This window comes from Nostoc sp. 'Peltigera membranacea cyanobiont' 232, assembly GCF_002245985.1.
Taxonomy (GTDB): domain Bacteria; phylum Cyanobacteriota; class Cyanobacteriia; order Cyanobacteriales; family Nostocaceae; genus Nostoc.
The window spans coordinates 1-25,458 of record NZ_NOLK01000055.1 but is presented as its reverse complement, the minus strand read 5'-3'; the positions used below and the strand labels follow the sequence as shown (position 1 = coordinate 25,458).

General features: G+C 43.6%; 20 protein-coding genes and 6 pseudogenes. 8 read left to right on the top strand and 18 right to left on the bottom strand.

From position 1 onward, the window contains the following. Nucleotides 1-532 precede the first annotated feature (532 nt). Nucleotides 533-694: a hypothetical protein gene (locus CDG79_RS42485; protein WP_189525050.1), complete on the bottom strand. Its 162-nt coding sequence runs from the start codon at nt 692-694 to the stop codon at nt 533-535. Here CDG79_RS42485 and CDG79_RS19130 point away from each other — a divergent pair. Next, on the top strand, nt 693-1,583 hold the full coding sequence (locus CDG79_RS19130) for an alpha/beta fold hydrolase (protein ID WP_094343535.1): 891 nt from the start codon (nt 693-695) through the stop codon (nt 1,581-1,583). The genes CDG79_RS42485 and CDG79_RS19130 overlap by 2 nt on opposite strands. 191 nt (nt 1,584-1,774) lie before the next feature. Here the strand turns inward: CDG79_RS19130 and CDG79_RS19125 are convergent, their stop codons facing one another. After that, nucleotides 1,775-3,469, bottom strand: a complete 1,695-nt coding sequence (locus CDG79_RS19125; RefSeq protein ID WP_094343534.1) for an alpha/beta hydrolase — start codon at nt 3,467-3,469, stop codon at nt 1,775-1,777. A gap of 48 nt (nt 3,470-3,517) precedes the next feature. Here CDG79_RS19125 and CDG79_RS19120 point away from each other — a divergent pair. Further along, nucleotides 3,518-3,721, top strand: a pseudogene (locus CDG79_RS19120) (macrolide ABC transporter ATP-binding protein); the annotation flags it as partial. Nucleotides 3,722-3,955: 234 nt separating this feature from the next. On the opposite strand, the gene CDG79_RS19115 reads toward CDG79_RS19120, so the two are convergent. The 9 genes from CDG79_RS19115 to CDG79_RS19080 form a co-directional block, all read right to left on the bottom strand. Beyond that, nucleotides 3,956-4,951: an amidohydrolase family protein gene (locus tag CDG79_RS19115; protein ID WP_094343533.1), complete on the bottom strand. Its 996-nt coding sequence runs from the start codon at nt 4,949-4,951 to the stop codon at nt 3,956-3,958. Nucleotides 4,952-5,089: 138 nt separating this feature from the next. Next, entirely contained in the window at nt 5,090-6,376 is a 1,287-nt protein-coding gene (locus tag CDG79_RS19110) for an ABC transporter permease (protein ID WP_094343532.1), read from the bottom strand. Nucleotides 6,377-6,387: 11 nt separating this feature from the next. Beyond that, nucleotides 6,388-7,554, bottom strand: coding sequence for an ABC transporter permease (locus tag CDG79_RS19105; protein WP_094343531.1), 1,167 nt, complete (start codon nt 7,552-7,554; stop codon nt 6,388-6,390). 110 nt (nt 7,555-7,664) lie between these two features. Next, complete coding sequence (locus tag CDG79_RS19100) at nt 7,665-9,644, bottom strand: ATP-binding cassette domain-containing protein (protein ID WP_094343530.1); 1,980 nt, start codon at nt 9,642-9,644, stop codon at nt 7,665-7,667. Between the two features lie 162 nt (nt 9,645-9,806). Beyond that, nucleotides 9,807-11,156 carry an HlyD family secretion protein gene (locus tag CDG79_RS19095; protein WP_223278206.1) on the bottom strand — a complete coding sequence of 450 codons (1,350 nt, stop codon included), beginning with the start codon at nt 11,154-11,156 and terminating at the stop codon, nt 9,807-9,809. A gap of 57 nt (nt 11,157-11,213) precedes the next feature. After that, nucleotides 11,214-11,345, bottom strand: a complete 132-nt coding sequence (locus CDG79_RS44880) for a hypothetical protein (RefSeq protein ID WP_262985812.1) — start codon at nt 11,343-11,345, stop codon at nt 11,214-11,216. Nucleotides 11,346-11,583: 238 nt separating this feature from the next. Beyond that, nucleotides 11,584-12,012: a cation-transporting P-type ATPase gene (locus CDG79_RS19090; RefSeq protein ID WP_094343528.1), complete on the bottom strand. Its 429-nt coding sequence runs from the start codon at nt 12,010-12,012 to the stop codon at nt 11,584-11,586. Nucleotides 12,013-12,084: 72 nt separating this feature from the next. Then, entirely contained in the window at nt 12,085-12,513 is a 429-nt protein-coding gene (locus CDG79_RS19085; RefSeq protein ID WP_223278205.1) for a pyridoxamine 5'-phosphate oxidase family protein, read from the bottom strand. A 175-nt stretch (nt 12,514-12,688) separates the two neighbouring features. Beyond that, nucleotides 12,689-13,057 carry a Crp/Fnr family transcriptional regulator gene (locus CDG79_RS19080; protein ID WP_094343556.1) on the bottom strand — a complete coding sequence of 123 codons (369 nt, stop codon included), beginning with the start codon at nt 13,055-13,057 and terminating at the stop codon, nt 12,689-12,691. 493 nt (nt 13,058-13,550) lie between these two features. Between CDG79_RS19080 and tnpC the strand changes: the two are divergent. Beyond that, a pseudogene (gene tnpC / locus CDG79_RS19075) lies at nt 13,551-15,024 on the top strand (IS66 family transposase). Nucleotides 15,025-15,037: 13 nt separating this feature from the next. Here the strand turns inward: tnpC and CDG79_RS45525 are convergent. The 5 genes and pseudogenes from CDG79_RS45525 to CDG79_RS19050 all read right to left on the bottom strand — a co-directional run. Further along, a pseudogene (locus CDG79_RS45525) lies at nt 15,038-15,699 on the bottom strand (ISH3 family transposase); the annotation flags it as partial. A 142-nt stretch (nt 15,700-15,841) separates the two neighbouring features. Continuing rightward, nucleotides 15,842-16,249, bottom strand: a complete 408-nt coding sequence (locus CDG79_RS19065; RefSeq protein ID WP_223278211.1) for an ATP-binding protein — start codon at nt 16,247-16,249, stop codon at nt 15,842-15,844. 53 nt (nt 16,250-16,302) lie between these two features. Then, the gene (locus tag CDG79_RS19060) at nt 16,303-16,725 is read right to left on the bottom strand and encodes a hypothetical protein (protein WP_094343525.1); all 423 of its coding nucleotides are present in this window, start codon (nt 16,723-16,725) and stop codon (nt 16,303-16,305) included. A gap of 330 nt (nt 16,726-17,055) precedes the next feature. Next, nucleotides 17,056-17,406, bottom strand: coding sequence for a four helix bundle protein (locus CDG79_RS19055; protein ID WP_094343524.1), 351 nt, complete (start codon nt 17,404-17,406; stop codon nt 17,056-17,058). Nucleotides 17,407-17,462: 56 nt separating this feature from the next. Beyond that, complete coding sequence (locus CDG79_RS19050) at nt 17,463-19,397, bottom strand: ISL3 family transposase (protein ID WP_094343523.1); 1,935 nt, start codon at nt 19,395-19,397, stop codon at nt 17,463-17,465. Between the two features lie 165 nt (nt 19,398-19,562). Between CDG79_RS19050 and CDG79_RS43830 the strand changes: the two are divergent. The 3 genes and pseudogenes from CDG79_RS43830 to CDG79_RS19035 all read left to right on the top strand — a co-directional run. Next, nucleotides 19,563-19,769: pseudogene (locus CDG79_RS43830) on the top strand (tyrosine-type recombinase/integrase); the annotation flags it as partial. Between the two features lie 3 nt (nt 19,770-19,772). After that, a pseudogene (locus CDG79_RS19040) lies at nt 19,773-20,241 on the top strand (hypothetical protein). 2 nt (nt 20,242-20,243) lie between these two features. Next, nucleotides 20,244-20,927, top strand: coding sequence for a hypothetical protein (locus tag CDG79_RS19035; RefSeq protein ID WP_094343522.1), 684 nt, complete (start codon nt 20,244-20,246; stop codon nt 20,925-20,927). Between the two features lie 101 nt (nt 20,928-21,028). Here CDG79_RS19035 and CDG79_RS19030 read toward each other — a convergent pair whose 3' ends face one another. Both CDG79_RS19030 and CDG79_RS19025 read right to left on the bottom strand, forming a co-directional pair. Beyond that, nucleotides 21,029-21,406: a hypothetical protein gene (locus CDG79_RS19030; RefSeq protein ID WP_223278210.1), complete on the bottom strand. Its 378-nt coding sequence runs from the start codon at nt 21,404-21,406 to the stop codon at nt 21,029-21,031. 112 nt (nt 21,407-21,518) lie between these two features. Beyond that, nucleotides 21,519-21,977, bottom strand: a pseudogene (locus CDG79_RS19025) (transposase); the annotation flags it as partial. A gap of 468 nt (nt 21,978-22,445) precedes the next feature. Between CDG79_RS19025 and CDG79_RS19020 the strand changes: the two are divergent. Together CDG79_RS19020 and CDG79_RS19015 are read left to right on the top strand one after the other, a co-directional pair. Then, entirely contained in the window at nt 22,446-23,804 is a 1,359-nt protein-coding gene (locus CDG79_RS19020; RefSeq protein ID WP_094343521.1) for an AAA-like domain-containing protein, read from the top strand. Between the two features lie 331 nt (nt 23,805-24,135). Beyond that, the gene (locus CDG79_RS19015) at nt 24,136-25,350 is read left to right on the top strand and encodes a YcaO-like family protein (RefSeq protein ID WP_317616593.1); all 1,215 of its coding nucleotides are present in this window, start codon (nt 24,136-24,138) and stop codon (nt 25,348-25,350) included. Nucleotides 25,351-25,458 lie beyond the last annotated feature (108 nt).

Genomic DNA, 25,458 nt, shown 5'->3' with positions numbered 1-25,458 from the left:
GTGGGTTTTGTTTGTGTAGCCGCGACTTCTAGTCGCCCAGTGAGTAGTAAATGGGAGCAATGCGATTTTGTGAGGTACAAAAGATAGGTAACATAAATTACCTATCTTTTTAGCGATCGCTACTTAGAAAAGGCAAAAACAAGGAACTTCGACCTCGGTTTATTGGGAATAAGCCCTGGTAATTGAGATATAAAATCCGATCTCACATTTTCGCATTGCTCCCCTTTCTATGCATCTTCATACAGAATTGGTATAACTCAGTTAAAATACGTTTTAATTACAGTTTCTAATTGTCAATAAAAGACTGCAATATAATTGCATAAATCTAGTAGTGAAAGTATTACTACGAGGAGCAAAGAAAAATTATTTGTAAAAGCAATGATGTTTTAAAAAAGGTTTAAATAGTGTGTGAATTGTATAACTTCTACTAAAACGTTCAAATGGTAGAGGTTATATTGCAAGAAATTTGTAACTATTAAATGTGTAGTAAAAGAAACTGAAGCTGAGACATTCATTGGGTTAGAGATGCTCCTCAGTAAACTTCATAGATATCAACAAGCGTAAAAATTATTTTTTGACGGCTCATATCACTATGGGTAGGGCTGTAATTGAGACTGGATGCCCACAATGCGGTAGAGCAAGGCACATCGGTGGGCAAAATCGTAATCGACATTGCAATATGAGATAAAGTCATGACCACATTTCACACAATCTCAATCGATGGTTTAGATATCTTCTACCGAGAAGCTGGTTCCCGCAGTAATCCAACGATTCTGCTGTTACACGGCTTTCCGACCTCATCTCACATGTTTCGCAATCTGATGCCTGCGCTTGCCGATCGCTTCCATCTAGTTGCCCCGGATTATCCGAGCTACGGCAACAGTTCTATGCCAACTGTGGATGAGTTTGACTACACGTTTGATCGCTTGGCCCAAATCGTGGAGAAATTTATTACGGCGATCGCTCTGAAGCAATATAGCCTCTACGTAATGGATTATGGCGCTCCCATTGGCTATCGGATTGCAGCTAAATATCCAGAGCGAGTGGAAGCGCTGATTGTCCAAAACGGGAATGCCTATGAAGAAGGTATACGCGGCGAATTTTGGAACCCAGCTAAAGCCTACTGGCAAGACCGTTCTCCTGAGAATGCTGACAAGCTCAGATCCTTTTTCACACTGGAAACAACGAAGTGGCAATATACCAACGGCGTTCGCAATCTGGAAGCGATCAGCCCTGATACCTGGAATATGGATCAACCTCTCCTCGATCGTCCCGGCAACGATGAGATTCAGCTAGCGCTACTGTATAGCTATGGCACAAATCCACCACTATATCCGCAATGGCAGGAGTATTTTCGCAAATATCAGCCACCTACTCTGATTATTTGGGGTAAGAATGATGACATCTTCCCGGCTGAAGGTGCTTATCCCTACAAGGACGATCTGAAAGACGTTGAGTTTCATTTACTCGATACCGGACATTTTGCCCTAGAAGAGGAAGGAGATGCGATCGCAGATCATATCCGTCGCTTTATGACAACTCATGTTGGACAATCACAGGACGGGAGCAACACGATTTTTTGAGGTGGGGAAGCTGGGGGAAAGTGGGGAAGAGAAATAAATTAAGTGTGTTTAGTATTTTTTTAGTAGTAAAACATACTAAACTTTCTCTTTTATCTCCCAGCTACCCCCGCAATGCCAGCTCATTTCACGACGATCTCACTTTTTCGCGTTGCTCCCGTCCAAAACTTAGATAAGGTTTAATTATTTAATTCTCATTTCTTACGAACTAATCCCTGGGGAAATCCTGCTGGTAGCGACCTGACGAAATAGACCTTGACTGGTTCATCCCGATTTGAGTTCTTCACATAAGATGTACTTAGAAAAGGACGATATTGAGTCTGGTGAGCAAGATATACTTTCATGAAAGCTGTACTAAAAGCCTGAAGATGAATGCGTCCCAATTCTGGGTCACCTCCAGAGAAACCAGAGAAACGGTTAGAAGATGGTAAAATTACGCTACTCACACCACCAATCAAATCAGTATGAGTCCCTTTGTCACCAACACCCAAATACTTGTCTTTGGTAGTCAACCAAGAAAATGCTTGTACTTGTTCCAACAAGGCGGGAGTAATCGTGTCTGAGGCTCCACCAGCAATGACTACAGGAATTTCGATTCGGCTCATACCTGCTTGCCCAAGAATACTACTAGTAATTGGATTCAGAGCAATCACAGCTTGAACTCGGCGATCGCGTAAATCTAGGTTACTTAAGTTTTGTTGTATCTGTTCATAATTAGGAGAATTTTTTCCCAGTGCTAAAGCACGACACTGCAACAACAACGAAACATTGACCAGATCAGATTCAGATTTACAATCTTTGTGCAACTGATTAATATTGATGCGTGCGCCAGCTAAGACTAAGGCTGTGTAACCACCGAAAGATTGTCCAATCACACCGACTTGTTGAACGTTGATTTTTCCTTGTAGCCAGGGATCAGATGTTGAACGCTGTTCTAATTGATTAAGTACAAACGTTACGTCTAAAGGTCGGTCAATTAATTCTGTGTCTGCAAATACTTGTTGGCTTTTCCCTGTGAGTAGTGCTTCCATTTGGAGAGAATCACTACCAGGATGCTGAGGAACAACAACAGCAAATCCATAGGATGCTAAGTTTTCTGCCAAGTAAGCAAAGCTCTCGCGATCGGAACCTAGTCCATGAGAAATGACTATAACTGGTGCAGTTGTTTGACTTTGGGGTAAATAGATATCGGTTTGAATGACTCTAGTTTCAATGCTTCCAGTCAGGGATTTACGATTAGTATCCACAAACGGGATCGCTCTTTTTTCCCAAGAAAACGATCCTGACTTGTTGTATAACTCCGGCAATTTTGAGATATCTACAGGTGGTTCAGTCGATATTTCTGTATTAGACTGTTGCTCAATTACAGAGAGAGCTTGATTTGTCTCCTTGTTCAGAGTTGAAAGTTTATTCATCAGTGCGAAAAGCTCTTGGGAGTTAATCCGAATACTCTGTGAAGGGAAGTAGCGCATCGTATTCAGGAGTGTTAATCCCTCTGGATCAGCCGCCGCTAGAATCAACGCCGCACGAATTGCATAAAAACCGTTTTGTCTTGAATCTGTTTGAATCAATTCACCCGCAGATTTTAACATCAATTCTCCAATTTCTGAATAGAGAAATTGAGAGACTGCTACGGGACTTAATTTTTGTTTTTCAGTTAAAACCTGACGCAGTTGAGCAATATCCTCTGGTTTGAGGTACTTTTTATATGATGCTAGTTGACTGCTAATTTTACCTTCTTGAGCATAAGTTTTTAAATCAGCAACAGGAAGAGAAAATTCTAAAAGACTGTAAGAAAATTTTATTTGTTCAGCACCGAGAGCTGGCATCATTCCCATGCTCAACAGCCCGATAGCGGTACCGACCCAAGAAGGAATTTTAAGTTTCATAGCATCGTGTGAATGAGTAATTTGACCGTACCAATTTTAGATTGATGCCTACGGCGAGCGCTGGTGAATTATCCTGCGTTAGTGTTGGCGGATGAACCAACGGGAGCGTTAGATTCCAAAACTTCTCATGAGATTATGGATTTGCTGACGGAATTAAATCAACAGGACACTACAATCGCAATTGTTACCCATGATGCATCGGTTGCAGCTCAGACAAAGCGGGTGATTCAGATGCAGGATGGAGTGATTGTTGAGACAGCGATGGCTACGCCGACCAAAGGTAGGCTGTTGACTTTGTGCATTTTTCGGGAATTTTCGGGAAAATTATTCGTGTTATTTTTGTTTGACTTAAAGTGCCTGAAGCAGGCACTTTAAGTCAAAAACAGGTGACATATTTTTTGCATGAAGTCTTATGGGCTAAAGGATACAGAGTCAACACCCTACCGCTGGGGCTGCTTCTGTTCGGCCTGTCCCGCCGATCCGCCGTCATGCAAGCTTCAAAATACGCTCGGCATTGCGAAAGCAGATTCGCTCTCGATCTGATTCACTGATCGGCGCTTTGTTGATAAAGTCCGCCGCCTCTTGACTTGACTCGTATGGATAATCAACAGAAAACAGAATTCGTTCCGAACCGAGGGCCAAAATGGAGCAGAGAAGCGGCGGAAAGGAATCGACACCACTTGTTGTGATAACGATGTTGTCCCTAATATATTGAGATGGCTGCTTGGCGAGAGTCTTGCTGTGCGGCACGATCCCATAGCGGCTATCGAGTCGCCAAAGGTCAAAGGGCAATCCCTCTCCCATGTGCCCCAGTATGACTGTCGTTTTTGGGAACCGATCAAAAACACCACCCACAATGAGTCGCATCACGTGGCTGGAAGTTTCGGTTTGCCACCCCCACATGGGTCCCGCTAATTCGGGGTAACCGCTCAGTACGACAGGCTCAACCTTCGGGTTAGCGGGGTGTAGGTAGATGGGTACGCCCAGATTTTGTGCCTGTTCCCAGACCGGGAAGAATTTTTCGTCGTCGAGGTATTCACCATTGGTGTGGCCATTGATGAGCGCTCCCTTAAAGCCGAGTTGCTGTACCGCCCGTTCAAGTTCGTCGGCAGCCGCGGCGGGATCTTGCATTGGCAAATGGGCAAAGCCCGCGTATCGAGTGGGGTGTCGCTGAATGGTTTTTGCCAGAAAGTCATTTACTTCTTTCGCCTTTCGCACAGCTACTGTGGCATTAGGTTCGACCTGCACACCCGGCGTTGTCGCACTCAACACTGAGATATCAATTCCCGCCTTGTCCATCTCCTCCAACCTCAAGCCATCGAAGTCGACTAGGCGTTTTTTGAAATCCTCCATTGGTTCTGCGGCCACGCCTTGCTCGGAGTTTGCGGAGTAGGGTGCGAGCGCCTGTGTTAGGAAGTGTTCTTCCAGTGCTATTTTCTTGATCTTTTTTTGTGGCTGAATGAAGACGCGGTTAAATTCCATTGGACACCTCGCTTATTTGGTTGTTTAAAAGCTAAAGATACGTCACGGACGAGCGGTGCGCCTTTGCACATAGATATGTCTTTGGAGAAGACGGAATATGTGCAACGCTTCTTAACACAGCCCAGCCTTGCCGATCGCTTAAGTTAATTGATTGCGAAACCGCCGAATGCTCAATCCCATTAGCGCGATCGCAAACACTAACAAAATCAGCACTTGGGACCATAACTCTGCCAGCCCAACTCCTTTTAATATCACGCCACGACAAACTTCGGTGTAGTAACGCAGTGGATCAAGATAAGTCAACCACTGCACATAGGTTGGCATGGCAGCAATGGGTGAATTGCCTCCAGACAGGAGTATGAGCGGTGGGCTGATAAAGAACGAGATCAGTTGCGCCTGTTGCTCGCTTTTGACGTAGCAGGCAATCATGATGCCAATACTAATTCCTACCAAAAAATAGAGCACTGAGATACTAAAAAAAACTAGAAGATTGCCTCGAAACGGTAAATTGAAAGCAATTTTTCCGACCGTAAGTGCAATCGCAGCATCGAAGGTCAGCAGAACCAGTAGGGGCGCAATTTTTGCCAAGATGACTTCGATGTTAGAAGCAGGTGTCATCAGCAGTTGTTCGATTGTCCCTGCTTCTTTCTCATGCACCACTAAGGAAGCGGCGGCTTGAAGACCAATCGAAGTTAGCAAAATGCCAATGGTTCCAGTGACGATGAACCAAGAACCTTCTAAGCCGGGATTGTAGAAGAGCGTGGTTACAAGTTGAACTTGATTGCGTTGTAGGGTTGCGTTAGCTCCTGAACTATCCAATTGAGCCAGAGCATTGGTTGTAAGTGTCGAATCCCCATCTGAACTATCCTCCTTGCTCCCAGCTCCCTGCCCCTTTTCCTCTTTTTCAATGGGATTAGTAGCAGTTGTCCCTGTGCCTTGACGACGTTGATTGCTGGCCAAACGTCGAGAGTTGTAGTCACCCACCAACTGACTCAAATAGCCAGAAGCAATACTAGCAGTATTGGCATCTACGGCATCGAAGAGTGCCTGCACTTGCGTCGGGCGTTGACGGGCAAGGTCTCGATCAAATTCTGAGGGAACGGTGATGCCAACAGTCAGATTGCCTTTCGCTAAATCTGCTGTCATATCCTGCTCATTGGCGTAGTACTGAGCAATATCAAAGGCGTTGCTTTGACTAAACAGTTCAAGAAATTCTCGTGAAGCCCGGCTATGGCTATAGTCGGTGATGCCAACCCGCAGGTTTTTAAACGTTGGGTTCAGCGCAGACCCGAACAGTAGCAGCAGCAGAGTAGGTGGTATCAAGATTTGAATCAATAACTGGGGATTGTGCAGAATTTGCGAAACTTCTTTGCGAAAAAGTGCCCAAAAGCGGCTGCCTAAAATGCGATCAAAGAAAGTTGTCATCAGATCGTGCCTCACGTTTCTACCTGCATCTTCTGCAATTTGCGCCACGCCAGAAAGAAAAATAAGCTTGTCAACGCGGCTAATGCCAGTATCGAACTCCACACGCCGAGCCAACCTACGCCACGTACATAAGCATCGCGCGTTAGCAAAATATAGTAACTGGCAGGCACAAGCGCGGAAATCCAGCGAATGTAGATTGGAATATTATAAATCGGGTAAATATACCCAGAAAATTGCAGAGATAGTAAGAAAGCCGTCAAGGAGACAAACTGAATAACGGCACTCTGAGTGCTGGAATTGGCACCCAGAAAAATACCCCACAGGACAACGCAGGCAATATACAGTGCCGATCCAACGATGACAGGTGTCGGGTCTCCAACAAACCATAGCCCGAAAAAGCCCCACGACTCGACATTGGTGAGCAGCACTTCTGCCATGCCCACTAACCAAAAGGCAGCGGCTTTGCCCAACAAATACTCTGCTCCCGTCATGCTAGAGGCATAAATTTGAGTAATCGTATTCTGTTCACGTTCTTTTGCGGTCGCTAGCCCTGCCAGTAATGCTGGAAACAGCGTCACTGTAATTGCCAGTGCTCCGGGTCCAATGTATTTCAAAGTTTCCAGACCGGGGTTATACCAGAGCCGGGTCTGTAGGGTCACTGGAGTCGCAGAGCCAGAGGGTCGTGAATTTTCGGCGATCAGATTGGTGGTGGACGAACTGGGCGATCGCAGGTTTTCGGTGAAGGCGTTGGTCGTTGCTCTAGCATAAGCCCGCACAAGGTTAGCCGTATTCGCATCAGTGCCATCTACCAACACTTGCACTTGAGCTTCTCGCTCAGGTCGCCGCAGATCGCGCGCGAACTCTGGTGGAATAATCACCCCAGCAGCAGCCTGTCCGGTGTCCAGCAGCCGAGGCACATTAACCGTTGATCCTTGGGCAACCAGTTTAAATTTGTTGGTGCGCTCAAAAGTGGAAATATACTCGCGGCTGATCCGGGTGCTATCTAAGTCTTGAATCGCAATGTTGATGCGGTTGACATCAAGGGAGGTCGAAAAGCCAAACACCAAGAGTAGTACCAAGGGTAAGCCTAGTGCCATGATCAACGTCAGGCGATCGCGTCCCAATTGAGTCAGTTCTTTAATGATTTGAGCAATGATGCGTTTTGACCGGATTGCCATAATACCAATTCGTAATTCGTAGTTCGTAATTCGTAATTAAGAAAGTCTTACTTAGTCTGGGTTTCAGAGTTTGTAATTGTTTCATTATTTTCGTGGCATAAGGATTCTCGCTAGTCTACGGGGACATCAAGACCGCGTTGCCGCGCTTGATCCACCACATTAATGAACACATCTTCTAACGAGAACTCAATTTCACGATGGCTCTGTACGTCAACGCCATCTTCCTTGAGCCACTGTTCGACTTGAGGCACTTGCGTTTGGAGATCATCTAGAACGGTGTGCAAGCGATCGCCAAAAATCGAGACTTGTGAGCGATCGAAGTGTTGTTTGAGCAGATCCGAAGCTTGCTGCAACGGGGCACACTCCCACTCTACTAATTGCCCCGGTTGAGCATCTTTGACTTGACGCGGAGATCCTTGGGCAACCAATTCTCCCGCTACCATAAAGCCCAAACGATGGCACTGCTCCGCCTCTTCTAAGTAGTGAGTGGTGACTAAAATCGCCATGCCATTGCGAGCAAACTCATTGATCCAGCGCCAAAATTGCCGTCGTGCTAGGGGATCGACACCCGATGTCGGTTCATCGAGAAACAGAATCTTGGGTTCGTGCATGACTGAGGCACCAAAGGCAACCCGTTGCTTCCAACCACCAGGGAGATCGACGGTCATCATATTGCCTTGACCTACCAGATCGCTCATTTCTAGCACCCATTGTTTTTTGGCGGGACGATTGCCAAGGGGAATACTATAAACACCGCAGTAAAAATCCAGGTTTTGGTCGATTGTTAAGTCGTCATAGAGCGTGAATTTTTGCGACATATAGCCAATTTTTTGACGCACCGCCGCACTACGTAATGCGCCCGTTGCACCTGCAAGCGAAACCTTGCCAGAACTAGCGGGCAACAATCCACACAAAATTTTAATCGCAGTTGTCTTTCCGGCACCGTTAGCGCCTAATAACCCAAACACTTCACCATATTGAATGTCTAAGTTGAGGTCGTTAATGGCATGGAAATTCCCAAATACTTTGTTGAGATGTTCTGCCCCGATCGCCGTTCCCGTAGATTTTGCTTGTCGATCGATACGCGGATATTCGCCAGCCGCCGCATTACTTTTGAGATCGCGTAGCCTTGACACAAAAGTATTTTCAAGCGTGGGCGAATCAGTATTAACCTTCTCGATCTGAATCTGCTGCTGTTCTAAGATTCGGTAAATATCCTTCGTGGTTTGCTGAGGCTGGGCAGTCAGCACATCAAGGCGATCGCCAAAGCGTTGCACATCAGAAATGGTTTCTCGAAAATCAACATTCTTAATGAGCATATCTTCCGCCTGATCCAGTTGAGCAACAGGCAAAAATACCTCTAATCGCTGCACTCCTAAGCTTGCCTTCACCTTAGCCGGCGTGTCGCTCTGCTGAATCTTGCCCTCATACATAAAGGCAATGCGGGCACAACGCTCCGCCTCATCTAGATAGGGCGTTGCAACCACAGTGGTAATGCCTTCCGTACTCGCAAGCTGCGCCAAAATATCCCAAAACTCTCGCCGCGAGACGGGATCAACGCCTGTCGTCGGCTCATCAAGCAATAGCACTCGTGGATTGTGGATCAGCGTACAGCACAAAGCAAGTTTTTGTTTCATGCCGCCCGAAAGTTTTCCGGCTAAACGGTCTTTAAAACGGGTTAAATCTAGTAAACCAAAATAGCGATCGCTGCGAGTCTTAAGGTCAGCATCACTCACTTCTCGCAAGCCTGCCGCATATTTCAGGTTCTCCAAAATACTCAGGTCTAGGTAAAGGCTAAAGCGCTGAGTCAGATAGCCCATCTGGGGGCGTACCTCTCTCGGTGCCGCTCCCAATACTTCAACAATGCCGCTGGTTTGGGGCATCACGCCCGATAAAATCTGAAAGGTGGTTGTTTTGCCTGCACCGTCGGGACCAATTAATCCAAATATCTCACCGGGAAAGACATCTAGATTGATCCCTGCGACGGCTTCATCCGCGTGTTTTCCGTAGCGGTGGCTCAAATCACGGATGGAGATAATCGGTGCATTTGGGCGCTGAGTCTTAGCCCGTGCGGGAAGTGTTTGTGTCATGGCTTAAATAATTCGTAATTCGTAATTCGTAATTCGTAATTGTTACCCCACGACTGTTCGCGCAGCGTTCCGTAGGAAAGTCGGGGGCTTGAAAAAAGGAATAATGTTTTTTATCTCCATCAATAAATTGAGTTGCTCTGTCCATTAATTACGAATTACGAATTACGAATTAGTAATTATTCGGTCAGGCATCAGCGTAGACGATCGCTTCGGCTCAGATTCTGGTAGAAGAATCCGCCCGTCCGCAGGCATCCCTTGCTTTGCTTTTCCCTGTGCGTTGTTGTTGAGAGTGAGTTCGACACCAAACACCTGCGTCACTCGGTCTTTCTTGAAATAGGTGTTCTCTGGAGTAAAGCTTGCTTTGGGATCAATCCGGCTAATTGTTGCTTCCAACGGTTGATCGGGAAACGAATCAAGATAGACCTGTGCCCGTTGCCCTAGTTTGACCTGACCAATTTGTCCTTCTTCGACAAAGCCACGCAGGTAAAGCTTCTGCTGATTTACCAGTGTCAAGAGCGGTGCGCCTGCGGCAACAACTTCGCCTGGTTCTATCGATCGCGTAATTACATCTCCCGCTATCGGACTCTTAATCACCAGATAATTCAAATTTGCCTGAATCTGTGCTTGGGTTGCTAAAGCATCCCGGACTTCGTGCTGCGATACCGCAGTGTCAGTCTTGGCTTGGTCAATCTGTTTCTGCACCTGAAGTTCCGCAGCTGCACGAATCGGCGTGTTCTGTTGCGTTGCCTGTGCTTGAGTAAGTCGTCCGCCGGCTGACTTTACCTGCTGTTGAGCGGCAGAAACCTTCGCCTGGTTCGCGCCCAAAATAGCATTATCATCATCAAGCTGCTGTGCTGCTACTGCTCCTTCGGCATACAGTCGGCTAGTACGACGTTGTTTTGACTGTGCCTGCACTAAATTAGCTTGAGCTTCAGCTAAATTAGAACGCGCCTGGTCAACTGCATTCTCTGCTTCTAGCACACGCCCTTGACTGTCTTGAGTAGATTGGTTGGTCGTTAAGCTGGCTTGTTCAAGCTGTGCTTGCAATACAGGCAATTGTTGACGGGCACTCTGCAATCGTTCTTCGGCAGCACGCACTCGTGCGATCGCTCCCTGCAACTGAGCGCGTAAGTCAGAGTCGTCAATTTGTACGAGGATTTGACCGGATTTTACAGTATCGCCTTCTCGCGCAGAGACTTGGGCAACTCGACCACCAATCTTGGCAGAGACATCAGTTTCGTAGCCTTCAATCCGTCCACTCAGAGATAGTCCTGCGGCATCAGGACTGTAAAAAAACAGACGGTAAACGCCATATCCTACTCCTGCTAGCAGTAAGACGGCACCAATGACCCAAATCGGTTTAGGAATCTTCTGCCAGGGTTTCTGTTTCTCTTTCTCTTCCACAGAGTTAGGTTTAGTAGGCTGCTCTACTTGGGCGGGTTCGCGCTCCTTAACAGCTTTGTCAGGTTTCTGCGAGTCATTTTGCGGATCAGTTTGGATTTGCGTCATCATAGTTGCCAAGATAAAGAGTAACAGAATTAGAAAAGATGTTAATTGACCGTCGCTTCTCTACGAGACGCTGCGCGTAGCTTGCTTCCCGCGCCACGTACCACTCATACCCATCGCAATACCGATATTAGCGGCTCTCAAGGCTGGAGCATCATTCACGCCATCACCCGTCACGGCTACGATATGACCCATTGCAATGTAAGCCTGAACCCGGATTTCTCACCACACCTCTCAAAGCCCGTGCTTGTGCAGGGGAGCAGGGGAGCAGGGGAGCAGGGGAGCAGGGGAGAGTTCAAATACCAAGTTCTTTCCCCTCTGCCCCTCTGCCCCTCTGCCCCTCTGCCCCTCTGCTCTATCAAACGCCTGAAGCTTGTGAGAAATGCGGGCTGAACCAGTCTTAACTTCTGTTCAGGCATCACACGCGCAAAGACTAACCCGGATTTTTGCTGCAATATCTGACGCAATCGAGCATCCGATATAACGTCCCATCTCGATAGACTTTAGCTCGCGCAGGCAACATTTTATTGAGTGCTGCTAACGCTTGTTCTGCCTGGAATTCTTGCGAAAAACTGAAATCGGCATTAATCCAGATCGCTGCCCAGATTGCCCAGCCTAGTTCAGGTGTACCGGAAATAAAAGCTAGCGTCCCTGCGACCCAGAGCAAGAGTGCCATAAAATGGGTCAATTGGTCGGTGAAGCGGAGTAATAGCGATCGCCTAGCTGGTTCGGGTAGTTCATTAAACCCGTAATGCTTGATTCTGAGTGCTGTTTCTGCCTCTGAAAGTCCCTGTGTCGAAGTTGACAGAGTTTCGTAGACTTGCTGGGCCGATAGTGTCCAAACAGGTGAATGAGGTGCCATAGAGGATCAACAAGTTGCCTCATAAGTGGTTTGCAGTTGCACTTTTTTACACAGCGTTTTTATTGATTCTGACTAACTGCTGACTCCATCAGTGGTTCGTCCACTTATTTCACTCTCATGGATGCGGTAGATTGCGATCGCTTCTGAACGTCCCTCAGCATCAATCCAAGTTCGATTGATCGCAGGTGACAGCGTTGTATTGCGCTCTTTGATCGAGTGCATTACGCGATCGATGTCTGAATGCTCGGTGAGACGCGAGGCTCGACCATTTACAATCACGCTGCGCCAATGAAGGGGGCTGTGAATTTCTTCAACCTGTAGGCAGATTTCTGGATTCGCGTCAATATCATGAGTCTTCATGCCGACCGTTGTAAACAGGTAGATGTCCTCTTCTTCGAGATAATAATACATTGGCATCACGTAGGGTTTGCCTTCGTGTACGCAGCCAAGATGACCGTATCCTACTTGGTGTAGTAGTTCGTGTATTTCTTTTGAACTCATTTCATCAATATCTAACATTTATATTCTCCTAAAAATTCAGTTGATTGGTAGTGTATTAAAGAGAAATATTCCCCGCCTTATATCTGTTGTTAGATGGGGTAGATATGTGAAAGTCAATCACGTTAGGAAAAGCAACTGGTGGGTAGGATGCAATGACTGTTGTCTAGACGTGGCTTTAGACCAGATGCTGCAAGCGACTTAGACACTTTGAGTAACTTTTCATCACCTCTACGGCAAACATGGGTGTTTCTTGAACGGCAAAGAGAAACTCTCTCTCATTAAGGAAAACCAGTTTGCTATTTACCTTGGCGATAGCTGTGTAAGTTCTATTTTTAACTCCTACAAGTACCCCGACATCAAAAACTTCGCCCGTCTCAATGGTTTCTACAATCTTGCCATTGACTAATATATCTACCTCTCCTTCAAGAATGCCATACATTTCATCACCAGGCTGTCCTTCTTCAAAAATGACTTGGCCTGCTGAAAATACTTTAGGGTCGGATTGTTTTTGAAAGATACTGACTGTTAACACAGGACTTAGCATTAGAGCAACCCCAAAATTCTTTGTTTTTAAACGAAACTTTTGGATAAGCAATAGCTAAACCCAGAAAAGTAGTCTACTTTCTGTTGATTAACTCTCGACCTCCGCAAAATTCCTGATTAATTCCCTGACTTTTAACTAAAACATAAACCATCAAATAGTTCTTGTATCTTGCTAGGTAAATAAGTTCAATTTTATCTACCACTTTTGAATGTTTGATGAGAATTTGTATAACTTATACATAAACTAAAACATTTACTCAAACATAATATTTGACTGTGAAACGTTATACTTATTCTTGTCAAAATAAAGGTACATCAATGGATACACAAAGAAGTATTAGGATTGACCCGACTGGTGGAATTGCTGGAGCAGTGATTGCAGCTTTGTAGATCAAGATTTGTCTTCATTCTTTTAGAAAGGTCTTAACCTATGGGTAAGGATTCAGGTGGCAGGGTATTGACAAAGGGGACGCTTGGAGTGGAGTATCACAAACATGAACCTCAACGTGCCTCAACAAATCGATCGGAAAAGTCTTAACCAGCTGTCCAAAGAAGAGTTGGTGGATATAATCATTGAGCAGGCGATCGTTATCCAGCAGTTACAAGCAACAATAGAAGAACTCAAACAAGAGGTAGGGCGGCTGAGTGTTAGTCGAGACCTTGATAGCAAGACATCTTCAAAACCGCCATCTGGGGACATCCTGAAAAAATCTGAAAATAAAAAATCAGAAAACGAGCTTGAATCGAATCGTGCCAAACGCAAACCAGGAGGGCAACCCGGACATCAGGGCAAAACTCGTAAAGGGTTTGGAAGAATCGACCGTTTTGAAATTTTACGTCCGGAGTTTTGCACCTGTTGTGGTAACACAAAATTTTCTAGTGAAGCTGTGAAAATTGAAACACAACAGGTTGCCCAGTTAGTGGAACGGCCAATCGAAATCGTAGAATATCATCGGCATATATGCAAATGTTCGCATTGTGGAAACTTACAAGCTGCGGATTTGTCTGGTGATATAGTTCCAGGACAAGACTTGGGAGTTAGGTTGCAAGCTTTTTTAGGGTGGGTAAATAATTACGGGCATCTACCCTATGAAAAACAACAAGAAATGCTATGGGAATTGGGAGGAGTAGAAATCGGGGTTGGTACTTTAGTCGCAACCAATGAACGAATACAACAAGCAATTGAACCAAGCATTACTGAATTAAGCAGTTGGATAAAACAGACACAACCTAATATTCATGTGGATGAAACGCCTTGGTCAGTTAAAGGAATCAAAGAATGGTTGTGGGTAGTTGCCAATTCTGACTTCTGCCTGTTTACTGCGGCTGACACTCGTTCACGATCCGAATTAGAAACGATTTTAGGGGCTAAATATGCAGGGGTACTCAGCAGTGACGATTTTAGTGTTTACAATGGCTATCAAGTTGTTGCCCAGCAAAAATGTTTAGCACATCTACGTCGTCACTTCAAAAAACTAATGTAAGGATTCAGGTCTTCACAACCAAGCTATTGGTGAAGCGTTTGTTGATTTAATTGATGAAGCCTTTAGGAGCTATGCTCAATGGTTTAAGACTCTTGATTCAAGTAGTTATAACGATTGGGTCAATCAATTCAAAGCTAAGTTGCACTCCTCACTCAATCAGTGGATTGACAAGGCAGGAGCAACGGCAGGCCAGCTTTTACGTTCTTTGCGCGATAAAGCAAATCAATGGTGGTATTTTCTTGACTACCCTGAAGTCCCTCCTGATAACAATCTCGCTGAACGATCGCTTCGTTTGGCTGTGACCAAACGTAAGGTTAGCGGTGGTTCCCGTTCAATGGAGCGGTTTCAACATACTGCCAATTTGTTGACTGTGGTGCAAACCTGCCGCCGTCAAAGTAGGTCTGTGATTGATTTTTTTGCACAAGCACTGCTGGCTAATTCCAATAATTATCTGTCTCGCCCATCCCTGCTTCCTAAATATTAGACCTGAATCCTTACAGAAATTGTTTAATTCCCCCCTTTTTTCCTGTCTTGATAGCAGGCATAATAAAGGAAATATCTAATGCCTGCAACCATCTAATTACGGGAGTATTAAAAAACCCTCTATCTAAATAGAGTTTCTTTACATTTATTTGAAGAGAGTCAAGTTCTGCTAATAAATAAGTAATGATAGCGACACTGGTATCTAGTTGACGAACTCCTCTAATAGCCAGAGTTACGCGCTTATTTTTGGTAATTACATATAAAGTTGCATAGGCGTAAAATGAATGAGTACCGGATTTCGCTTGACTTCGATATATGTACTCTAATTCCTAGTAAAGTTGGCTTACCATAATAACAAATTAAATTTAAATCAATCGCTATTTTTAAACATCCTTTTTTTAAACCCAAAGTAATTCGACTTTTCAAGGCTTGATTAATTCGTGTCTCTAACTCCTCAAAATTGTTGATTTTATTAAGATGATATCTAATATCATTAGCTGTAGGAACATTCTTTAATAATTTAGCAGTGTTCTCAATACTATCTCCATTGCTGGCAGCATAAGTCAGAATCTCAAATAAAGTCTGTTGGTCACATACTCCTTGAGAATCAAAAAGAAAAATTTTCTATTAAGCACTTAATAACCTCTTCAAGGGTTTCTGAGTCGGTTATTGCCATTTCTTCTGATGGAGCCGTCAAATTTTTAAGCCAATATGCTACACATCACTCTCATCATTTCATTTTTTGAAACCTTTCACAGCAGCATAAGTATTAATTATGTGCTTAGTCTTATCTGATACTTTAAACTACGTAAGCTGGATTAGCGATCGCTCTTGGGGAAAAAACTTTTTGGTTTACTGATACAGTCTGTCTGGTCGCGTAATTTGCGCCCACTAGCAACTTTACTGAGATTTTGTGCTTCATCAATGCAAAAAACTTTTAGACGACGATGTTTAAGTGCAGCTTCTAAGGATGTTTTCAATTTCAAATTAGTGATTCGACCATAACCCGGTAACTGAATGCAGGGGTCTTGGAGAACGCCCAGAGCACGTAGATAAAAATCTTTCCAATCAAAATTACTAAATTCCGGGGTAGCAACTTCGATATTAGCAATAGGAATAAAACCTTTATCTAGTTCCATTTCTTTTTGAAAAGAAGCTAGTAACTTTTGTGTGATCCGACGTAATAAAGTGGTTTTCCCCACACCTGTTGGCCCAAATAAAAAAATTAAAGAAAAGAACGCTGGATTCTCAATTGCGTTTTTGAGTTTCTCTGCTGCTATTAATAATTTGGGATAGCATCGTGGGGACTATTACCTAATGCCGGATGCAATCGTTGGTCATAAACCGAATATGCCCATTCACAAAAGGCAGAGTACAGTTCTTCTAATGTCCAAATTGCTAATCTTTCTGGACTGCTTCGCTTTTTGATAGCTTGGCAAAATGTGATTCTCGATGGAGGCTTGAATGGGGGTTCATGGGTTTGGCAAGCTAAGACAAATGCCTCGTAAACCCGTAATTTTCTGCTCTCGAATTGAATAGTACATCCCATTTTTCGACTGGGATAACTGCCACAAACGTTTTTCCTCGCTCCGGTTACTCGACGAGATGGGTTGCTGCTGCGAATCTCCTCAATGATTGCCTGCCCTGCTTGACTGAGGTCTTGTTGACGGCACCAGTTGTTAAACTCAAGGTTGTCAAGCATAATTCTCGGTTAGGAGAGAGTGTTGCGATCATTAGTCTCTCCTACTCTTTATCTCAGCACAAGGCTGTATATTTATGAACAAAGTGTTGAAAATGTTTGCTCAACTTATACTTTCTCAATCATATTTTTGCTCAACTTATGCTTTCAAAACTCCTATATTTATTTTTTCCTTCTGACATGGTTAATACGGTTTCAAGCAATCTGTTGCTCAACTTATGCTTTCAAAGTTGCTCATTTTATGGGTTCTTGGCAACTTTTGGTGATCTTGGTTGGGGGAAGGCAGAGGGCAGAGGGCAGAAGGCAGAAGTCGGAAGGGTAGAAGTAATAAATTCAAGCTTTGAGTTTGTTTAAGCTAGCAACTAATATACTTTGCATTTCCTCGACCTCATTCAATAGGGGAGTGAAAAGGTTTTTGTCAGCTAAATCTACTTCTTTAGCTATGATTAATTGGGTATCAAGTTCTCTCAAGGAGCCTAATGCAATATGTAAAAACTGTATGTATTCTGGCTTTGAGCGCCTTCCATAGCCTTCAGCTATATTGGATGCTACAGATACAGAAGAACGTCGGATTTGGCTGGTTAAACCATACAATTCTGATTGAGGAAATAAGCGGGTAAATTTATAACAATTAATAGCAAGTTGAACCGCCCTTTGCCAGATAAATTGGTTTCTATAACTCATAATTAACTTTGAAGTTAGAAGTCAAAAAGAAGTTTGAAGTACAAGAATTATACCTTTTAGCTTGCCAATAAAAATCTTCGCTCAAGTAGGTCTATCTTGGCGCGACCATACATCTGCCGCTTTAACATTTTCAGTCGATTAATATGTCCTTCAACTGGGCCATTACTAACTGACATAGTTACACCTGCTTTCACAGCATCGTAGTCAGACTCTAAACTAACAGCAAAGGAGCGCAACAAAGAAACAGAGCTGTTTTTAGCTTTGTGTAACCAAGCATCGAGCTGCTCGCTCAGACGTTGACGCACAACAGATGCAAACTGTTGAGCTAGTTCAATAGCTGATTTCAAATCAGAATGGGCTGTTTGTAGTTGAGCGATGATTTCACGCTCATTAGGCTGTATTAATTCTGGTCGTCGCAAGACTAAAGCTGGGACGCGACTAGGAGTGAGAGGACGATGGGAGGAAGAACTAACCCTGGGGGACGCGTTTTTCTTTGAACACTTTGCTGGCTCAAATCCGGGCAAGGTCTTGAGATAACGAGTGAAGCGAGCGACCGTGGCATAACCACCGATATAGCCGCAGGTGCGAATTTCTTCAAACAGTTCTTGGGTGTTGTGGTTCCCGCTATTCCAGCGACTGAGGAGGTAATCATGATAAGGGTTGAGAAGACTCAGACCGTGGTCGCTACGTTCACGACGTTCGGTAAAAGTTGAGCTACGCAAGTAATTGAATACAGTAGTTTTAGAAACTCCCAGCTCTTGAGCGATTGCTAGCCCTGATAAGCCAATAGACCGCAGTCTCCAAACTTGCTCATGGATTTCCCTCCGTCTATCCCGTGCTTTGGCGGATTGGACTTTTCTTTTTAAAGATGTGTTTTGGGGAAACCTTGGCACAACTGGGCTCTTATTGGCCTCAGTAATCAGGGAAAGGTTATCGGGCAAAGGCAGAGGAGCCACTGCGTTGGGCGGCTTTGCCGACTTGAAGCAAGTGGCGTGGCAGACGGCAGACGGCAGAATGTTGGTTTGAGGGTTTTCCTGTGCAGTCAATCCGTCTGTATTCTCTGCCAAAAAGGGTTTAACATCCCCACACTCGTTTTGAATTTCAGTGGTCTGCAATTGGGTGGGGTATGTATCCCCATCCAATTCCCGAATGCCTTCTTCAAGTGCTGTTTCCACCTCTAAATGCACTTTAGTATCAGTACTAAATACTTGTTTTTCCACTTCTTTAAGTACTTTGGCATGAATACCAAAGACTTGCTCAAGCGTTTGAAATAAGTTTTGCAATAAATGAAAACGGTCTGCAACTTGAATGGCTTCTGGTGCGCCTTGACGAATACCACTTTCATAAGTTTTTGAGCGATCTCGTGAAACGACTTTGACACCAGGGTGAGCTTTTAACCATTCTGCCAAGGTTTCAGCCTTAGCATCTTTTAGTAGCGCAATTGGTCGTCTGCGCTCCAGGTCAATTAGTGCTGTGCCGTAAGTTTTACATTTACGAAAACAGAAATCATCTACCCCAAGAGTATGTGGCGTTACGATTGGTGGTAGTGGGATGGAGCGGACTAAATTTAATAGTGTGTTGCGAGAAACTTTTATCCCCAATTGCGCCGAGAGTCTTACTCCTGCTGCACCACCATTAGCTAAAGCAATCGCACTTAGTCGTTGAGCTAAACGTAGAGTTCTTCTAGTCCAAGGTGCGGTTACATTGGTCAGCCTTTCTGTAAAAATGCGTCGTTTACATAAAGTGTTAATGCAAAAAAACTTCCGCACCCTTAATTGTAAAGTAATGCTGTAATCAGCCCAGGGTAAGTCTGCTAAGAAGCGTTCATAGCGACTATGAATTTTATGAGTTGGTTGGTTACAAACTGGACAATTAACTACTCTATTGATGGCGGAAACAATCAACTTTATCTGAGTTTTTATCTCGTCAAGTTGGCAATTCTCAAGTTTCAGATTGTTTGAATCTGGTAAGAGGTGAGTTAGCACCGACATAGGCCTTGCTGAGGCTTATGCCTCAAATGTTTGATGGAGTGAAGTTTGAAGTATCTCAATTATATCTTTCTTACTTCCGACTTCTGCCTTCTGCCCTCTGCCTTCTGCCTTCCCCAACCAAGATCACCAAAAGTTGCCAAGAACCAACTTATGGTTACAGTGACACTTGCTCAAATTGAAGATTTGCATCCTCACTCCTTTCGTCACACCTACGCTACTGATTTATTGCTATTGGGAGTTGACCCCAGCCATGCCCGTAAGCTAACAGGGCATCAAAGCGAGAAAGCGTTTCGGCGGTATACGCTTCGCAGCGAACAAGAAGCTGCGATCGCTGCTTACTATCGTGCGATTGGTGAAGAGGAAGCAGAGTAGACTATGCCAAAGCCATTGGATCAACGGTGTCAGCTATGTTCTAAACTACCAACAACTCAAGCTAAACTACTGCATGGACCACAAGGGGATGGATGTTGGAATCCAAAAGTCTGTCACAATCGCCGTTCGTTCTACCGTCGCCGGAGTGAAAGTCATTCAGCAGAAATTGATTCAGTAACAGTCGAACCAACCAGCAACATATTTTGCAGTGCTGTATTTATATAAAGAACCGGGGGATAAACCATTACACGCTATGTCGGCAGAACTCTGGCTGGGGCAAAAGCCTATTTGTCGCCTGGAACCAATTCACTGCTTTGGGCTAACGGCTGGTAAAATACGCGCCTATACAGATCAGGTGTTGCAGGCATTTGCTAAACAATACAGTGTTTCACTCTATCAATATAAGGATATGTTTGAGATTACCTCAAGCTACTGCCCAGTGCGGCCTTGCCCGTTGCATCCACAATCTTAGAGATGACCACATATCGTCAATTAACCATCTGGGATGTATTAGATGAGTTGTCCGAATCTCCAGCGACATCAACACTAGCACCGATGTGGGAATGTTTAGATGCGGAGCTTGAAAAATTACCCTTGGAGGCACAGTTATTAACCGCAGCGCTTGCCTTCACTCAAATTGCGGATATTCTTAAGTCTCGTGCCGAAGTGCTGTTGCAAGATACCCGCGATCGCAATAGCCTTTTGGGGCCAATTGTTAGCACCGATCTCTTTGCTGGTCTAGTGCGGACAACAATGCACCTAGATTTAGATGATTTGATTGAACCGCAGACACCACAAACCTTTAAACCACACGGCCCACACCAATTTTCATATCCTACTGAGTTGGGTGATTCTGTAGTAGCACCCGTTGAAAAAGCGAATGTTTTGGCAATGCTCAATGAGGTGACAACTTTAGAAGATGTCCGCAATTTGGCATCAGATGAGGATGTCCAAAAATGGCAGAGTGCGATCGCTAACCATCTGATAAATGTCAAAGATGAGATTTCTTTAGTTAAACTGCAACGTGTGTTGCAAATGCCGATGGTAGAGGTGTGGTTGGGATTATTGCTGGGTGGGTTTACATTAGAACAGCGTGGTGATTTTTATCACAACCATAATGTCTGGGTGAAAAGCTCTCCTTCTTACTACCATAAGTAAATCAGGGAAACAATTTGAAGGGTTTTTACTAAAGCAACCTCTTGCAGATATCTTGAAGCGATCGCCCATCTTTAAGTTAGTAGTTATTGGTTGCTCCTTTGTTACATATTGGGACAGGTTGGCATATCATCTCCAACGAGTAGCCTTGCGAGACTGGGCAATGCCTCACCGTAAGTTGGGTGAATGTGAACCGATTGTTCAAGTACCTGCCACGTTGCTTTAGCTTCCATAAGTGACAAAAAGACATGCACCAGTTCAGCCGTTTCGTAACCAAGCAGCGTTGCTCCTAAAATCAAATTCGTTTGGGTGTCGATGACCATGCGGTAGAAACCCAGATCGTGCCCCCACTCAATGCTACGGGCAATGTGAGCCATTGGCAAGGTGACTTCGCGGGCAGTAATGCCCTGTTTGTGAGCCTGCTTTAACGTCATACCCACTCGACCCACTTGTGGCTCAGTGTAGACGGCATAGCCTAACACCCGATCGTTGCGTGTCCGGTGTTCACCACACAGAATAGCTTTCAAGCGACGATAGTCTTCCCAAGAAACATGGGTAAAAGCAGGCTGCTTGGCAGCGTCTCCGATCTTTAGTTGGTGACGGGCTACTTTTTTCTATATCGCTCTTTATCACCTGTTCTATCTGTATTGGAAACGAGTGCCTTTGCTCCACACTTACTAATGATAATGTAAAAAAAGATAGCCCTAATATAGGTTTGCTAACCAGGCTAGAAAAAAATCTATCCAGTCCATAAGTTTTTTTACCTGATTTACTTATTACAACTTCATCTCCTGCAAGCAAATACACTTCATTCGCACGGAACAAATGCTTGCGGAAAAATAGCCAAAATAACGTCGCCCAAGGTATTACTGTATGGAAAAATCTTAACATTGTCCGATAACTACCACCAGTGCTTGTCCAACGTGATATTCCTAACATAGTGACTCGGCCGTTCATTGCTAACATAGCCAAGATTATTTGGTTCAACTGCCGCATTGTTGTAGCGTTTATCTGCGGTAGCAGGCATTGTAGGAGTGATAGGATGTCGAACATGGGCGAATTGTAGTTTTTGAGTTGTCGTTTGGGAAGACAACAACTCTACTACAGAGCGCCCTCTCTCTTCACACTCTTGTTTTGGCGAAGGTATTGTAATATTAAATAGATTTTATTTTTAATAAAATCTATAAATCTCATGCAAATTTCATTAATATAAGTTTGAAATCTCATATAAAGCTAATAGAAAATTTTGTATACAACAGTATACATACATATAGGACTCCGATTTGATTTCTGAAAACATACTGAGACTGAAAAGCCTGTTTTCTCAGGGTTTTATCTAAAATCTTGTTCAAAAATCAGATATGAGTCCTATATAATTATATAATAATACATAAGACTTTCAAACCAATCTTTAAGAAAAATTGTTTGTGTCTATAAATCTGTACTCCGTTTTATGCCAAAAAACGGTATTTTGATTATGGACAGGTCAATTTATAGGCACAAGATGAGCTTTGAGCCTCTATGAACCTTGATTCTTTGATTGAGATAGTTAACCGCAAGTTGGTGGAGAGCCAAAATCGTCCGCTCAATTCCACAGAAGTTCTCATTCTTCGCGGCATCTGGGAATATCAGACCTATAACAAAATTGCTGAAGAAGGTGGCTATAGTGCTGGATACTTGACAAATGTGGTAGCCCCAGAGTTGTGTCAACGGCTCTCTAATTTGATTGGCCAGCGTGTGACTAAAAAAAACTGTCGTATGCTGATGGAGTCTTACGCTGCTTCCCAAACAGCGCCATTAATGAAAACTCAAAGACAGCAGTTCAAAGGACTATCCTCAGATTCTAGTCAAGAGTGTTCACCTCGCTACCCCAGTGGTGCAGTTCCGCCTGATTATCCCATCTACCTGGAACGCTATTTTATTGAAGAGCAGGTTTATGCAGAAATTAGAAAGCCAGGAGCATTGGTGCGGATTAAAGGTCCTAGAGAAATGGGGAAAACGTCACTACTGTTGAGGACTCTAGACTATGCGGAGTGTCAGGGCTACCGTACTGTTAGCTTAAATCTGGAACAAACCGACCAAGCAATATTGAGCGACTTGAATCGTTTTTTGCGCTGGCTATGTGCCAACGTGACTAGTCAGCTTCAGTTAGAGCCGAAACTAGATGATTACTGGGATGAAGATATTGGCAGCAAAGTGAGCTGTAGTTTGTATATCAGAAACTATTTATTAGAGCAGATTGATTCTCCTTTGGTTTTGGCATTAGATGAGGTAAACCAGATTTTTGAGTATCCCCAAGTAGCTAAGGATTTTTTACCCCTGCTGCGTTCTTGGTATGAAGAAGCTAAAAGATTACCTATCTGGCAAAAGCTGCGCCTCATCATAGTTCACTCGACTGAAATTTATGTTCCTCTCCAACTTCAGCAGTCTCCTTTCAATGTCGGCTTACCAATTCAGTTAACCAGCTTTAGTTTAGAACAGGTACAACAGTTAGCCCAACAATATGGAATTAACTGGACTGATGGGGATGAAGCTAGACAACTTATGGATATAGTTGGGGGACATCCTGCATTAGTGAATATAGCACTCTACTATCTCAATCGTGGGGAGGTAGCTCTTCCACAATTACTAGAAAGTGCTTATAGTTCCACTGGGGTTTATGTTCACCACTTACAACGTCATTGGGTAACTTTACAAGAGCAGCCTGAATTAGCGATCGCTCTTGCTACTGTCATAAATTCTACTCAACCAATAGTATTAGAACCCATCATTACTTACAAGTTAAGCAGTATGGGGCTGATCGAGTTAGATAATAACCAAGCTACACCTAGTTGTCGATTATATCGGCAGTATTTTCAGTCCAAGCTTCTCATTAATTAAATAGAATTAAATATTATGTATGATGTTTTAGTGATGTTTACATAACAAATATTCTTAAAATAGAAACCTATTTTTATCATAGAAAAACTCATATTTCTCATATAAACATTTCGCAAAACTCATAATAATTATAATTATTAAAAAATGTGTATTTTTTAATGTTTTACGCATATATAATATCAATAACGATATTATTAATTGTAGTTAAGCCAATTTAAATTTAGGTTTGATGAGTAATCGCTTTTTAGACTGTTATAAATGTCGCTAAATTGCGCTCATTTTTCCATTTGCGAAAGTTTGCTATTCCTCAATTTTCAGGAGTTTATAAACTGTGAATCTACCGAACGCCTACAATATTCTCATTCCTCAAAAAAGGCTCTCCCAACTAATTGCACAGTCATGGTTAGATGGTAAGAGAATTCCTTTAGAAGATAAAAATTTTCTTGTTGAACAAAAAATTTTGTCTAAAGAGGAAGCTGAAGTTTTTCGTATAATATTAGTAGAAATAAATCAAGTTCAAATAGATGAGGTAGATAAGAAAATTGAGATGCCATCTTATCAACCAGACCCAGAACTGTTAGAAGATACAGATATAAGAGAGTGGCTTCATCATTGGGTTGCAAGTAACCCAAAAAAGTCCCCTTGGATAGCACCATCACCTCCAAAGTCAGAAGTGAGTATAGAAAAGCCAGGAAAAGTAATAGTTTTTGATTCACCTAATGAGCAGAGTCTGCTGAATGAAAATGCCAGCGAAATCACAACTTTAAAAGTTCCTTTCCTGCCAAATGTAAAAGTTTTTCAGGGTGCCATTGCCAGCGTAGCACCATATCAAGAAAAAGCTATAGATGACCGTTACCAACAACTGATAAATCGAGCCATTCATCCTAATGCTTGTATGACTTTTAGTCAAGCACAATATAGCAATCGCCACAATTGGAATGCAAATTGTTCTGGCTGGTTTCAAAAAATTCCCGAACCTTTTGATGAAGAAAAAGAAATTGAGTGGACACCAGTTTGGTCGTTAACTCATCAAGAATTTAAGTATTTACCAACAGCTTACTGCTACTATGGCTATCCTAACTTACCCATACCTGATTGTTGGGCTGACTCCAATGGCTGTGCTGCTGGTAATACTATAGAAGAGGCAATCCTCCAAGGTTTTATGGAATTAGTGGAGCGTGATTGTGTTGCCTTATGGTGGTACAATCGCCTCAAAAAACCACAGGTAGATTTAGACAGTTTTGATGACCCTTATTTTCAAGCTCTGAGGAAATATTATCAAACAATTCATCGGGAATTGTGGATTTTAGATATCACTAACGATTTAAACATCCCATCCTTCGTTGCCATCAGCCGCAGAACAGATAGAGCAGAAGAAGATATCATCCTTGGTTTTGGGACTCATTTTGATCCGCATATTGCTATTAGCAGAGCTTTAAGCGAGATCAACCAAATTCTTCCTAATGTTTTATCTGCCAATGCTGATGGTAGCACTAAATATCCTGCTTCTTCAGATACCCTTGCTATTATAGCGGTTTTCAGTTGAGTGAGAGACAATCAAATGTACTATAAAGAGAAAATGAGTCAAAATTGTCAGCAATGAAACCATACTCTATAGATTTGCGGCGGAAAATTACGGAAACCTATGAACGGG

Bases quoted from the DNA above. Each gene is read 5' to 3' on its own strand.
- CDG79_RS19130 (WP_094343535.1), top strand. From the start codon at position 693: ATGACCACATTTCACACAATCTCAATCGATGGTTTAGATATCTTCTAC.
- CDG79_RS42485 (WP_189525050.1), bottom strand. From the start codon at position 694: ATGACTTTATCTCATATTGCAATGTCGATTACGATTTTGCCCACCGAT.
- CDG79_RS19125 (WP_094343534.1), bottom strand. From the start codon at position 3,469: ATGAAACTTAAAATTCCTTCTTGGGTCGGTACCGCTATCGGGCTGTTG.
- CDG79_RS19115 (WP_094343533.1), bottom strand. From the start codon at position 4,951: ATGGAATTTAACCGCGTCTTCATTCAGCCACAAAAAAAGATCAAGAAA.
- CDG79_RS19110 (WP_094343532.1), bottom strand. From the start codon at position 6,376: ATGACAACTTTCTTTGATCGCATTTTAGGCAGCCGCTTTTGGGCACTT.
- CDG79_RS19105 (WP_094343531.1), bottom strand. From the start codon at position 7,554: ATGGCAATCCGGTCAAAACGCATCATTGCTCAAATCATTAAAGAACTG.
- CDG79_RS19100 (WP_094343530.1), bottom strand. From the start codon at position 9,644: ATGACACAAACACTTCCCGCACGGGCTAAGACTCAGCGCCCAAATGCA.
- CDG79_RS19095 (WP_223278206.1), bottom strand. From the start codon at position 11,156: ATGATGACGCAAATCCAAACTGATCCGCAAAATGACTCGCAGAAACCT.
- CDG79_RS44880 (WP_262985812.1), bottom strand. From the start codon at position 11,345: ATGGGTCATATCGTAGCCGTGACGGGTGATGGCGTGAATGATGCTCCA.
- CDG79_RS19090 (WP_094343528.1), bottom strand. From the start codon at position 12,012: ATGGCACCTCATTCACCTGTTTGGACACTATCGGCCCAGCAAGTCTAC.
- CDG79_RS19085 (WP_223278205.1), bottom strand. From the start codon at position 12,513: ATGAGTTCAAAAGAAATACACGAACTACTACACCAAGTAGGATACGGT.
- CDG79_RS19080 (WP_094343556.1), bottom strand. From the start codon at position 13,057: ATGCTAAGTCCTGTGTTAACAGTCAGTATCTTTCAAAAACAATCCGAC.
- CDG79_RS19060 (WP_094343525.1), bottom strand. From the start codon at position 16,725: ATGCTTGACAACCTTGAGTTTAACAACTGGTGCCGTCAACAAGACCTC.
- CDG79_RS19055 (WP_094343524.1), bottom strand. From the start codon at position 17,406: ATGAGTTATAGAAACCAATTTATCTGGCAAAGGGCGGTTCAACTTGCT.
- CDG79_RS19050 (WP_094343523.1), bottom strand. From the start codon at position 19,397: ATGTCGGTGCTAACTCACCTCTTACCAGATTCAAACAATCTGAAACTT.
- CDG79_RS19035 (WP_094343522.1), top strand. From the start codon at position 20,244: ATGACCACATATCGTCAATTAACCATCTGGGATGTATTAGATGAGTTG.
- CDG79_RS19020 (WP_094343521.1), top strand. From the start codon at position 22,446: ATGAACCTTGATTCTTTGATTGAGATAGTTAACCGCAAGTTGGTGGAG.